We start from the raw sequence: 13,936 nt of genomic DNA on the forward strand, positions 1-13,936 counted from the left end.
CTCGGTGGTCGTGCGGCGCCCGGACGGGCGCCGCACGGTGGTGCGTTCGGGGCATCAGGTCCGGTCGGCGGGCCGCGGCATGCGGCGCAGGGCGGGCCGCTTGGCCGCCGGTTTCGGCGCCGCCGCCAGACGCTCGGCCAGCCCCGCGACGGTCGGTGTCTCGAAGACGGTGCCGATGGCGACCTCCGTGCCCATCGCGGCGCGGATGCGGCTGACGAGGCGGGTGGCGAGCAGCGAATGCCCGCCGAGGTCGAAGAAACTGTCGTCGATACCGACCCGGTCCACACCCAGCACCTCGGCGAACAGGCCGCACAAGGTGGCTTCCTGGTCGGTACGCGGCTTACGGCCGCTCGTGGTGGTGACGTACTCGGGCGCCGGGAGGGCCTTGCGGTCCAGCTTGCCGTTCGGGGTCAGCGGCAGCCGGTCCAGGACCATCACCGCTGACGGGACCATGTACTCCGGCAAACGCTCGGCGAGACGTGCGCGGGCCGCCTTCACGACGGCGCCGATACCGCGCGCCGCGACCGGGTTGTTGGTCCACGGGCCGCCGGTGGCAGCAGGCACGTACACACCCGACAGGGCCGCGCCGTCCGCCTCCGCGTCGGCCGGGAGGATCACCGCGTCGAACAGCGCCACCGACCGCGACGACCAAGTAGGAACAATCCGGAGCCCGTGCTCACGGCCCAGCGCGACCAGGTCGTCCGGATCGATGGCTGGGCCGCCGAACTCCTCGGCATCCAGCCCGTCCAGCGCCCGCTCCGCCGCCACCTCGGCAACCAGCCGCGCACTGGGAATCCCGGTGACACGCAGCGGCACACCGTCGAAGCGAGCCAGCACCGCGCCCAGATCCAGCTCAGCCGTCCATCCCACCTGCCGCGCCCCGGCCACGTCCACGATCCGCTCGGGGGCCTTGTGCAGCACGACCTCGTAGCGGTGCCGCGTCAGCTCGTTGTGGTACGCACCCGGCTTGAGGCGGATGTCCAGCGCACCCACCCGTTCGTCCCGCGCCGCCAGCTCCGCGAAGAACTCCGGCGCCGTGACCAGCTCCTTCTCCAACAGCACCGCCCGGTCCACCACCGCCCGCGCCGACGCACCGCGCCCCGACTGGACGGCCGCGTGCAGCGCCCGCAGCGAACCGGCGTGCCGCACATCACCGATCACCAGACGGCCGCCGGGCGCGAGCAGCCCCAGCGCCCGGTCGACGACCCGGGCCAGGTACGCGTCGTCGGGGAAGTACTGGATCACCGAGTTGATCAGTACGGTGTCGAACGTGCCGGCCGGCAGCCCGTCCGTCACGTCGGCGGCCTGGCGGCGCAGGTGCACCCGGCCGTCCAGGCCCGCGGCCCGCACCTGGCCGGTCAGCCGCTCGATGACCGCGCCGGACAGGTCGGTGCCCCAGTACGCGTCCACGTGCCCGGCCAAGTGCCCCATGAGCAGGCCCGATCCGACGCCGATCTCCATGACGCGCCGGCCGCCGAAGCCGCGTACCCGCGCCACGACCGCGTCGCGCCAGGCCCGCATCTCGTCCAGCGGGATCGGCTCACCCGTGTACGAGCTGTCCCAGCCGGAGAAGTCCTCGCCGAACGCGAAGCTCCCGGTGCCCGGACCGGAGTACACCGAGTCGTAGATCTCCCGCCACTCCCCCACCTGCGCGTCGATGCCGGACGCGGTCTCCTCGGCGGCTCCCGCCGCCACGGCGGCGGCCGGGTCGGGCACGACGTAGGCGGCGAGGCGCTGGTCGCCGGGCGTGTCCTCGCGCGCGATGACCACGGCCTGCCGCACGCCTTCCGAAGCGGTCAGCAGCGATTCGATCTCGCCCGGCTCGATACGGAAGCCACGCACCTTGACCTGCTCATCGGCCCGGCCCAGGTACTCCAGCTGCCCGTCCGCACGCCACCGCGCCAGGTCACCCGTCCGGTACATCCGCACGCCCGCCTCGAACGGCGACGCCACGAAACGCTCCGCCGTCAGCCCGGCACGGCCCGCATAGCCGCGCGCCAGCCCCGCACCCGCCGCGTACAGCTCACCGGCCACACCCACCGGCACCGGACGCAGCCCGGCATCCAGCACGTATGCCTTGGTGTTGGTCACCGGGCGGCCGATCGGCACCACGCCGCCGGTGAACGTGTCGCTCATGGACACACAGACCGTGGACTCCGTGGGGCCGTACGCGTTGACGACCTTGCGGCCGCCCGCCGACCAGTGGGCCACCAGCTCGGGCGGCGCCGCCTCGGCGCCCACGACCAGGCAGGCGAAGTCCGTCAGTGCGGCACTCGCCCCCGTGGGCAGGGTGGCCGCCACCGACGGCGGGATCAGCGCGTGGGTGATGCGCCGGGCGGCGAGGACGCTCCGCAGCGGCTCGCCGACGAGGCGTCCGCCCTCCGGCACGACCAGCGTGGCGCCCGCCGCGAAGGCGACGGCCAGTTCCCACACGGCGGCGTCGAAGCTGGGCGAGGCGAACTGGAGCACCCGGCTGTCCGCCGTCACGGCCAGCCGCTCCAGCTGGGTGTGCGCCAGGCTCGCCACACCCCGGTGGGAGACGACGACGCCCTTGGGCAGGCCGGTCGAGCCGGAGGTGTAGATGACGTACGCCGGGTTCTCCGGTGCGACGCGCACGCCCGGGTCGGTGTCCGGGAGGCCGGACAGGTCCTGCCGCAGCGCCGCCTCGTCCAGGACGAGGACGGGCGCGGCGTCCGCCAGCATGTAAAGGCGGCGCTCCTCGGGGTAGTCCGGGTCCACCGGCACGTACGCGCCGCCTGCCTTCAGCACGGCGAGGACCGCGACCACCATGTCGGCGGACCGTGGCAGGAGCACCCCGACCAGCTTCTCCGGGCCCACACCCTGCGCCCGCAGCCAGTGCGCCAGCCGGTTCACCCGCGCGTCCAGCTGCCCGTAGGAGAGGGAGAGGTCACCGGCGGCCAGGGCCGCCTTGTCCGGGTCCCGGCGGGCGTGCCCGGCGACGAACCCGGCGAGGGTGGTGCCGGGTACGTCGGCGGCCGTCCGGTTCCAGCCGGACAGCACCTGGCCGCGTTCGGTGCCGGAGAGCAGTTCCACCTGCCCGACGGACAGCGACGGGTCGGCCGTCACCTGCTCCAGCAGCCGGACCCAGCGGGCCAGCAGCCCCTCGACCGTCGCGCGGTCGAAGAGGTCGGTGGAGTATTCGACGGTGGCGCTGATGCCCTGTTCGCCGCTGCTCTCGTCCAGGCTGAGCAGCATGTCGAAGCGCGACCTGCCGATGCCGACCGCTTCCGGGGCGACGTGCAGGCCGGGCAGTTCGAAGCCGCCGCGGGGCGTGTTCTGGAGGACCAGGGCGACCTGGAAGAGCGGGTGGTGGGCGGTGGACCGCTGCGGGTTGAGCAGCTCCACCAAATGCTCGAACGGGACGTCCTGGTGCGCGTACGCCGCAAGACTCGACTCCCGTACGCGACCCAGCAGTTCCTCGAAGCTCGGGTCACCGGACGTGTCCGTCCGCAGCACGAACGTGTTCACGAACAACCCCACCAGGTCGTCCAACGCCTCATCCGTACGCCCCGCCACACCACTGCCCAGCGCGATGTCCGTCCCCGCACCCAACCGCGTCAGCAACGCCGCCATACCGGCCTGGAGGACCATGAACACCGTCGCGTTCGAGCGGCGGGCCAGCGCCACCAGACGCTGGTGCAGCTCCGCGGACAGCTCGTGGTCAAGGTGGGTGCCCTCGTACGAGGCGACCGCCGGGCGCGGCCGGTCGGCCGGGAACGTCACCTGCTCCGGTACGCCCGCCAGCTGCCGCCGCCAGTAGGCGACCTGCTGGGTGTAGATGCTCTCCGGGTCGCTGTCGTCGCCGAGGAGTTCGCGCTGCCACAGGGTGTAGTCCGCGTACTGCACCGGCAGCTCCGGCCACTGCGGGGCCGCATCCCGGACGCGAGCGGTATAGGCGGTCACGAGGTCGCGTGAGACCGGGCCCATCGACCAGCCGTCGCCCGCGATGTGGTGGACGAGCAGCAGCAGGACGCCGGCCCGGGGGCCGGTGCGGAAGAGCCAGGCGCGTACCGGTATCTCGCCGGCGAGGTCGAATCCGTAGGTGGCCGCCGCGCCGAGGGCGGCCGGCAGCTCCGCCTCGGTGACGGTACGGCTCTCCCAGGTGAAGTCCGCCTCGGCCGGGTCCAGCACCCGCTGGTACGGCTCGCCGTCGCGCTCCGGGAAGACCGTGCGCAGCGTCTCGTGGCGCCCGATCACGTCCCGCAGGGCGGCCCGGAGCGCGTCCGCGTCCACGTCGCCGGTCAGGCGCAGCGCCAGCGGCATGTTGTACGTCGCGGAGCGGCCCTCCAGCTGGTGCAGGAACCACAGGCGGCGCTGCGCGAAGGACAGCGGCACCGCGTCGGGGCGGAACATCGGGACCAGGGCCGTACGCGTACGGCCGTGGCCGGTGAGGCGCGCCGCCAGTCCGGCGACGGTGGGTGCCTCGAAGACCGTGGCGATCGGCACCTCCACACCCAGGCTGCTGCGGATGCGGCTGACGAGGCGGGTGGTGAGCAGGGAGTGCCCGCCGAGGTCGAAGAAACCGTCGTCGACACCGACCCGGCCCACGCCCAGCACCTCGGCGAACAGGCCGCACAGGACCTCTTCCTGCGGGGTGCGCGGGGCACGCCCGCCCGGGGTGGCGGCGTACTCGGGTACGGGCAGCGCCTTGCGGTCCAGCTTGCCGTTCGGGGTCAGCGGCAGCCGGTCCAGGACCATCACCGCCGACGGCACCATGTACTCGGGCAGCCGCTCCGCCAGGTGTGCGCGGGCCGCTTCGGCGATGGTGCCGATGCCCTTGGCGGCCACCGGGTTGTTCGTCCAGGGGCCGTCCGAGGCGGCGGGTACGTACAGGCCCGACAGGGCGCGCTCGTCCGCGCCGCCGGGGAGGACCACGGCGTCGAAGAGGTCCGCCGACCGTGCCGACCAGGTGGGGATCACCCGCAGGCCGTGCTCCCGGCCCCGTGCGGCCAGGCCGTCCGGGTCGACCGCGGTGCCGTCCGCGAAACCGGTGGTGCCCGGCCCGTCCAGAGCACGCTCGGCCGCCACCTCGGCCACCAGGCGCGCGTTGGGAATCCCGGTGAGGCGCAGCGGCCCGTCCTGGACCGGGAGTGCGCCCAGGTCCAGGCCCGCGGTCCACGGCACCTGCCGCGCCGCGGCCACGTCCAGGACCCGCTCGGGGGTCTTGTGCAGCACGACCTCGTAGCGGTGCCGCGTCAGCTCGTTGTGGTACGCGCCCGGCTTGAGGCGGATGTCCAGCGCGCCGACCCGGTCGTCGTCCGCCGCCAGGCCCGCGAAGAACTCGGGCGCCACGACCAGTTCCTTCTCCAGCAGAACGGCCCGGTCGACCACGGTCCGCGCCGCCGCGCCCCGCCCGGACTGCACCGCGGCTCTCAGGGCCCGCAGCGAACCGGCGTGCCGTACGTCGCCGATGACCAGGCGCCCGCCGGGCGCGAGCAGGTCCAGCGCCCGGCCGACCACGCGGGCCAGGTACGCGCCGTCCGGGAAGTACTGCACAACGGAGTTGATCAGTACGGTGTCGAAGGAGCCCGCGGGCAGGCCGTGCACGTCGTCCGCCGCCTGGGCCCGCAACCGCACCCGGTCGCTCAGCCCCGCCTCCGCCACCTGCGCCGTCAGCCGCTCGATGACGGCGGCGGACAGGTCCGTACCCCAGTACTCGTCCACGCCACCGGCCAGGTGCGCCATCAGCAGACCGGACCCCACACCGATCTCCAGCACCCGTCGGCCCCCGAAGTCCCGCACCCGGTCCACGACCGCGTCGCGCCAGGCGCGCATCTCCCCCAGCGGGATCGGCTCCCCCGTATACGAGCTGTCCCAGCCGGAGAAGTCCTCACCAAAACCGAGACCCTTGGCACCCGTCTCGGCATACACCGAGTCGTAGATCTCGCGCCACTCCTCGACCTGCGCCCGCGCGGCCACGCCCGTACCGGCCCGCGCGGCCACGGCCAGGTCCGGTACGACGTACGCGGCCAGCCGCTGGTCGCCGGGAGTGTCCTCACGGGCCACCACCACGGCCTGCCGCACGCCCTCCGCAGCGGTCAGCAGCGACTCGATCTCGCCGGGCTCGATGCGGTAGCCGCGCAGCTTGACCTGTTCATCGGCGCGGCCCGCGAACTCCAGCTGTCCGTCCGCGCGACGGCGCACCAGGTCACCGGTGCGGTACATCCGCGCGCCCGGTACGAACGGGCAGGCGACGAACCGTTCCGCGGTCAGTGCGGCGCGCCCCACGTACCCGCGCGCCACCTGCACGCCGGAGACGTACAGCTCGCCGACGACCCCCACCGGCACCGGCCGCAGGCCCGCGTCGAGGACGAAGACCTGCGTGTTCCAGGTGGGCCGGCCGATCGGTACGGCGTGGCCGCCGTCGTCCTCGCCCGTCCAGACGGCGGAGGCGACCTGAATGGTCATCTCGGTGGGGCCGTACAGGTTGGACAGTTCACTGTTCCACGCCGTGCTGATGTGCGCGGCCAGGCCGGGGCGCAGCGCCTCGCCGCTGGACCAGATGCGGGTGACGGCGTGCGCGGCGGGCGGCGCGGGCAGGCTGGCCAGCAGGGACGGCGGGAACTGGGCGACGGTGACGCCGTTCTCCGCGATGTGCGAGACCAGCCGCTGCGGGTCGCGGATCACGTCGGCGGGCGCCACGCTGATCGCCGCGCCGGACAGCAGCGGGAACCAGATCTCCAGACCGACCGAGTCGAACCGCACCGACGTGCGGAACAGCAGCACGTCGCCGGGGCCCACCGGGTGGGCCGCCTGCATCCACTGGAGGTTGTTGGCCAGGCCACGGTGCTCGACGAGCACGCCCTTGGGGCGGCCCGTGGAGCCGGAGGTGTAGATGACGTACAGGGGACTGGCGGGGGTCAGCGGTGTGCTGCGCTCGCTGTCCGCCAGGTTGCCGTCGGCGTGCCGCGTGACGGCCGCGGCGGTCTCCGCGTCGTCGAGGACGAGGGCGGGGACGCCCGCGGCAGCGGTGTCCAGGCCGCTGTCCCGGGTGACGAGCGCCAGCTCGGGCCGGGCGTCGCGGAGGGTGGACAGCAGCCGCTCGGCCGGGTCGTCGGGGTCGAGCGGCAGGTAGGCGCCGCCCGCCTTGAGAACGCCGAGGAGGGCCACGACGGTCTCCGCCGAGCGGGGCAGGGCGACCGCCACCAGCCGCTCGGGGCCGACGCCGAGGCCGACGAGGTGGCGGGCGAGCCGGTTGGCGCGGGCGTTCAGTTCGGCGTACGTGAGCGTGGTGTCGCCGAAGAGCACGGCGGCGGCCCCGGGCGAGCGCTCCACCTGTGCTTCGACCAGGTCCACCAGGGTGCCCTGGGCGACGTCGGCCGCGGTGTCGTTCCAGTCCGTCAGCAGCTGCCGCCGCTCCGGCCCGGTGAGCAGGTCCGCCTGGCTGAGCAGCCGTTCCGGCGCGGTCAGCGCCTGCTCCAGCAGCCGGACCCAGCGGGCGACGACGCTGTCGACGGTGGGCCGGTCGAAGAGGTCGGTGGCGTACTCGACGAGCGTCTCGATGCCGGCCGGGTTCCCCGCCGCGTCGTACCGCTCGGTGAGCGAGAGCAGCATGTCGAAGCGGGAGGTGCCCGCGTCCACCTCCTCCATCCGGACCCGCAGGCCGGGCAGGGTGAAGTCCCCCTGGTCGGTGTTCTGGAGGACGAGGGCGACCTGGAAGAGCGGGTGGTGGGCGGTGGACCGCTGCGGATTGAGCAGCTCCACCAGATGCTCGAACGGAACGTCCTGGTGCGCGTACGCCGCGAGACTCGACTCCCGTACCCGGCCGAGCAGTTCCTCGAAGCTCGGGTCACCGGACGTGTCCGTCCGCAGCACAAAGGTGTTCACGAACAACCCCACCAGGTCGTCCAGCGCCTCATCCGTACGCCCCGCCACACCACTGCCCAGCGCGATGTCCGTCCCCGCACCCAACCGCGTCAGCAACGCCGCCATACCGGCCTGGAGCGTCATGAACACCGTCGCGCCCGCGGCGCGGGACAGGTCCGCCAGGCGTTGGTGCAGCGAGGCGTCAAGGGTGAACTCCGCGTACGCGCCCTCGTACGAGGCGACCGCCGGGCGCGGCCGGTCGGCCGGGAACGTCACCTGCTCGGGCAGGCCGGACAGCTGGGTGCGCCAGTAGGCGACCTGGCGGCTGAACAGGCTCTCCGGGTCGGCCTCGTCGCCGAGGAGTTCGCGCTGCCACAGGGTGTAGTCCGCGTACTGCACCGGCAGCTCCGGCCACTGCGGGGCCGCGTCCCGGACGCGGGCGGTGTAGGCGGCGACCACGTCACGGGCCAGCGGGCCCATGGACCAGCCGTCGCCCGCGATGTGGTGCAGCAGGAGCAGCAGCACGCTGTCCTGCGCCCCGGCTTCGAAGAGCCAGGCCCGCACGGGCGGCTCACCGGCCAGGTCGAAGCCGTACCGGGCGGCTTCCTCCATCGCCGACGGCAGGTCCGCCCCGGTGACCGAGCGGCGCTCCCACGCGAAGTCCGCCTCGGCCGGGTCCAGCACCCGCTGGTACGGCTCGCCGTCGGTCTCCGGGAAGACCGTACGCAGCGACTCGTGCCGCCCGATCACGTCCCGCAGGGCCGCGTGCAGCGCCTCCGTGTCCACGGTGCCGGTCAGGCGCAGCGCCAGCGGCATGTTGTACGTCGCGGACGGCCCCTCCAGCTTGTGCAGGAACCACAGGCGGCGCTGAGCGGACGACAGCGGGACGCGCTCAGGGCGCACCACCCGGGTCAGCGCCGTACGGGTCCGCCCGCCGGGCGCCAGCCGTGCCACCAGTTCGGCGACGGTCGGCGCCTCGAACACGTCCTTGATCGGCAGCTCGGTGCCGAGGACGCTGCGGATGCGGCTGACGAGGCGGGTGGCGAGCAGGGAGTGCCCGCCGAGGTCGAAGAAACCGTCGTCGATACCGACCCGGTCCACGCCCAGCACCTCGGCATAGAGGCCGCACAGGACCTCTTCCTGCGGGGTGCGCGGCTTGCGGCCGTCCGCGGTGGCGGCGTACTCGGGTACGGGCAGCGCCGTGCGGTCCAGCTTGCCGTTGGGCGTCAGCGGCAGCCGGTCCAGGACCATCACCGCCGACGGCACCATGTACTCCGGCAGCCGCTCCGCGAGACGCACGCGAGCCGCCTTCACGACGGCGCCGATGCCACGGGCGGCAACCGGGGTGTTGGTCCAGGGGCCACCGGCGGTGGCGGGCACGTACACGCCGGAGAGCGCGGCGGCGTCCGCGCCGCCCGGCAGCACCACGGCGTCGAACAGCGCCACCGACCGCGACGACCAGGTGGGCACGATCCGGAGCCCGTGCTCACGGCCCCGCGCGATCAGGTCGTCCGGGTCGACGGCCGGGCCGCCGAACTCCTCGGCGTCCAGGCCGTCCAGCGCCCGCTCCATGGCCGCCTCGGCCACCAGGCGCGCATTGGGAATGCCGGTGAGGCGCAACGGCCCGTCAGGGAGCTGCCCCAGGTCGAGACCGTCGCTCCAGGCCATCTGCCGGGCCCCGGACACGTCCACGATCCGCTCGGGGGCCTTGTGCAGCACCACCTCGTAGCGGTGCCGCGTCAGCTCGTTGTGGTACGCACCCGGCTTGAGGCGGATGTCCAGCGCACCGACCCGGTCATCGTCCGCCGCGAGGCCCGCGAAGAACTCGGGGGCAGCGACAAGTTCCTTCTCCAGCAGCACCGCGCGGTCCACCACGGCCCGCGCCGACGCGCCCCGGCCGGAGTGGACAGCCGCGTGCAGCGCCCGCAGCGAACCGGCGTGCCGCACATCACCGATCACCAGACGGCCGCCGGGAGCCAGGAGGTCGAGCAGTTGTCCGACGACCTGCGCGAGGTAGGCCCCGTCCGGGAAGTACTGCACCACCGAGTTGATCAATACGGTGTCGAAGTGACCGGACGGCAGACCGCCCACGTCATCCGCCGCCTGAGCCCGCAGCCGCACACGGTCGCTCAGCCCCGCCTCCGCCACCTGCACCGACAGCCGCTCGATCACCGCACCGGACAGGTCCGTACCCCAGTACTCGACGACATCGCGAGCCAGGTGCGCCATCAGCAGACCGGCACCCACACCAATCTCCAGCACCCGCGCACCGCCGAAGTCCCGCACCCGCTCCACGACCGCATCGCGCCACGCGCGCATCTCCCCCAGCGGGATCGGCTCCCCCGTATACGAGCTGTCCCAGCCCGCGAAATCCTCACCAAAACCGAGACCCTTGGTGCCCGTATCGGCGTACACCGAGTCGTAGATCTCCCGCCACTCCTCCACCTGCGCGTCCGTGTCCACGTCGGCACCGGCCCGCGCAGCCGCGTCCAAGTCGGGTACGACGTAGGCGGCGAGGCGCTGGTCGCCGGGGGTGTCCTCGCGGGCCACCACCACGGCCTGCCGCACGCCTTCCGCAGCGGTCAGCAGCGACTCGATCTCGCCCGGCTCGATACGGAAGCCACGCACCTTGACCTGCTCATCGGCCCGGCCCGCGTACTCCAGCTGCCCGTCCGCACGCCACCGCGCCAGGTCACCGGTGCGATACATCCGCACGCCCGGCTCGAACGGCGACGCCACGAAACGCTCCGCCGTCAGCCCCGGACGGCCCGCATACCCACGCGCCAGACCCGCACCCGCCGCATACAACTCCCCCACCACACCCACCGGCACCGGACGCAACTCCCCATCAAGCACGTACGCCCGCGTGTTGATGACGGGGTGGCCGATCGGCGCCACCGTCTCGTCCGTGGTCCCGCTCATCGAGACGCACACCGTCGACTCCGTCGGCCCGTACGCGTTGACGACCACCCGGCCGCCCACCGACCACCGGGCCACCAGCTCCGGCGGCACCGCCTCACCCGCCAACGCCACCGCCCGCAGCCCCACCAGCCCGGACTCCGCACCCGACGGCAACGCCCCCAGCACCGACGGCGGCAGCGTCACGTGAGAAATCCGCTGCTGCTCCAGGACCGTGTACAGGGCCTCACCAACCAGACGACCCTCCTCCGGCACCACCAGCGCGGCACCCGACGAGAACGCCATCACCAACTCCCACCACGCCGCATCAAAACTCGGCGACGCGAACTGAAGCACCCGGCTGTCCGCCGTCACCCCCAGCCGCTCGATCTGCGCGTGCGCCAGGCTCGCCGTGCCCCGGTGCGGGACGACGACGCCCTTGGGCAGGCCGGTGGAGCCGGAGGTGTAGATCACGTATGCCGGGTGGTCCGGCGTGACGGATACGCCGGGGTCGGTGTCCGGGAAGCCGGACAGGTCCTGCCGCAGCGCCGCCTCGTCCAGGACGAGGACGGGCGCGGCGTCGGACAGCATGTAGAGGCGGCGCTCCTCGGGGTAGTCCGGGTCCACCGGCACGTACGCACCGCCCGCCTTGTGGACGGCGAGAATCGCCACGACCATCTCCACCGAGCGCGGCAACACCACCCCCACCAGCTTCTCCGGGCCCACACCCTGCCCCCGCAGCCAGTGCGCCAGCCGGTTCGCCTGCGCGTCCAACTCCGCGTAGGTGAGGGGCAGGTCCCCCGTCACGAGGGCCACCGCGTCCGGGGTGCGGCGGGCGTGGGCGGTGAACTCTTCGGCCAGCGTCACGTCGGGCACCTCGACGGCGGTGCCGCTCCAGCCGGTCAGCAGGGTTTCGCGCTCGGCGCCGGAGAGCAGTTCCACCTGGCCGAGACGGAGCGACGGGTCGGCCGTCACCTGCTCCAGCAGCCGGACCCAGCGTGCCAGCAGGCCCTCGACCGTCGTGCGGTCGAACAGTTCCGTGGCGTACTCGACGACGGTCTCGATGCCGGAGGTGCCGTGCACGTCCTCGTGGCGTTCGAACATCTCGACGAGCATGTCGAACCGGGAGGTCGCCGTGGAGACGAACTCGCTGCGTACGTCGAGGTCCGGCAGTCGGAAGGACTCCTCCGGCGTGTTCTGGAGGACCATCGCCACCTGGAACAGGGGGTGGTGGGAGCCGGAGCGGTGCGGGTTGAGCAGTTCCACCAGGTGCTCGAACGGGACGTCCTGGTGCTCGTACGCGGCGAGGCTCGACTCCCGGACGCGGCCGAGGAGTTCCTCGAAGGTCGGATCGCCCGCGGTGTCCGTCCGCAGCACGAACGTGTTCACGAAGAGGCCGACGAGGTCTTCGAGGGCTTCGTCGGCACGGCCCGCGACGCCGTTGCCGAGCGGGATGTCGGTGCCCGCGCCGAGGCGGGTCAGCAGGGCCGCCATACCGGCCTGGAGCACCATGAAGACGGTCGTGTTGGACTGCCGGGCCAGGGCGGCCAGGCGTTGGTGCAGGGCGCCGTCGAGTGTGAACTCCAGGTGTGCGCCGTCGTAGGAGGCCGCGGCGGGGCGCGGGCGGTCGGTGGGGAAGCTCACCAGGTCGGGCAGGCCGTCCAACTGGTCGCGCCAGTAGCCCACCTGGCGGCTGACGAGGCTGTCCGGGTCGGTCTCGTCGCCGAGCAGTTCGCGCTGCCACAGGGTGTAGTCGGCGTACTGGACGGGCAGCGGGGCCCAGTGCGGCGCGGCGCCGTCGGCGCGGGCGGTGTAGGCGGCCAGGATGTCCCGGGCCAGGGGCGCCAGCGACCAGCCGTCGCCCGCGATGTGGTGCAGCAGCAGTTGCAGCACGCTCTCGTCCTCGGACAGCTCGAAGAGCCAGGCGCGCACGGGGATCTCGGCGGCGAGGTCGAAGCCGTACCGGGCCGACTCGTCGAGGGCGGCGGGCAGTCCGGCCGCTGTGACCTGGCGGTGTTCCCAGGCGAAGTCCGCTTCGGCGGCGTCGAGCACCACCTGCCGCGGCTCGCCGTCCACCTCGGAAAAGATCGTACGCAGCGTCTCGTGCCGGGCCGTCACGTCGCGCAGCGCGGAGAGCAGGGACTCCCCGTCCACCTTGCCCTTCAGCCGCAGCGTCAGCGGCATGTTGTACGTCGCGGACGGGCCTTCCAGCTGGTGCAGGAACCAGAGTCGGCGCTGCGCGAACGAGAGCGGCAGCCGCTCGGGGCGCGCCGTCGGGGTCAGCGCCGCGCGCTGCTCGGTCTCACCGGCCTGCGCGCCGATGCGCCGGGCCAGCGCGGCGGGGGTCGGGTGCTCGAACACGTCCTTGATCGGCGGCTCGGCGCCCAGCACGCCGCGGATGCGGACCAGCAGCCGGATCGCGGACAGCGAGTGGCCGCCGAGTGCGAAGAAGTCGTCGTGCGGGCCGGCCTGCGGAACGCCCAGCACCTCGGCGAAGAGCGCGCACAGTGTCTCCTCGCGCGACCCGGCCGGCCCGCCGGCCGCTCCGGGGGCGGTCGGGTCCGGTGTCGACGATGGCGTGGCGTCCAACTTCTCGCTCGCTTTCCTGGCGGTGATGTCCGTACGGCGGCCGGGCGGTTGGGCACGGCGGCTCGGCCGACGGAGGGCAGGTCGTTCGGTGGTCGGTGGGCGGGGGCCGTCGTGCGGACGGCAGGGCCGGACGGCCCGCCGTCCGGGGAGCGGTGAGTGGCCCGCGAAGGGCCGGAGGTCCGGTCCGCCGGGCAGGGCGCCGCGGAACACCGGTTCATGGTGCGTACGGTTCAGGATGGTGCGTACGGTTCAGGTACGGATGCGGAACAGCCGTACGGCGATGGGAAAGACGCGAACACACCCGGATGGGCTCGCGGAAAGGTGGTGTCGCGTCAGCGTCCTCGTACGGACGCGTGCGGGCGCCTGGCCGGTGTCACCCGGGACGGTTCGCCGAACGCGGCGCCGTACTGAATTCCCGCTGCGCAAAGGCCGGTGGTCGCGGCCCTCTCCGCTTGACTCGTGCCATATCGAAATCCCCCGTAGACATGCACACCGTCGCTATCCGATCCGGCCGGCCGACCGGCTGCCTGGATCTCACTTGAGTCAACCAGCCGCCCGGGGCGGCGTCAAGGTCGCAGATCTCCGCGCGCGGACAAATCCCGTGCGCCGTCCGGCCGTCGGG

The 13,936-nt window shown here is 73.1% G+C and carries 1 protein-coding gene; it reads right to left on the reverse strand.

Features of this window, described 5'->3' with window-relative positions; translation table 11 throughout:
• Nucleotides 1-54: 54 nt before the first annotated feature.
• Entirely contained in the window at nucleotides 55-13,314 is a 13,260-nt protein-coding gene (locus tag A6A06_RS02020; protein ID WP_073758157.1) for a non-ribosomal peptide synthetase, read from the reverse strand.
• Between the last annotated feature and the right edge of the window lie 622 nt (nucleotides 13,315-13,936).

It is taken from the genome of Streptomyces sp. CB02923 (genome assembly GCF_001905005.1).
GTDB lineage: Bacteria > Actinomycetota > Actinomycetes > Streptomycetales > Streptomycetaceae > Streptomyces.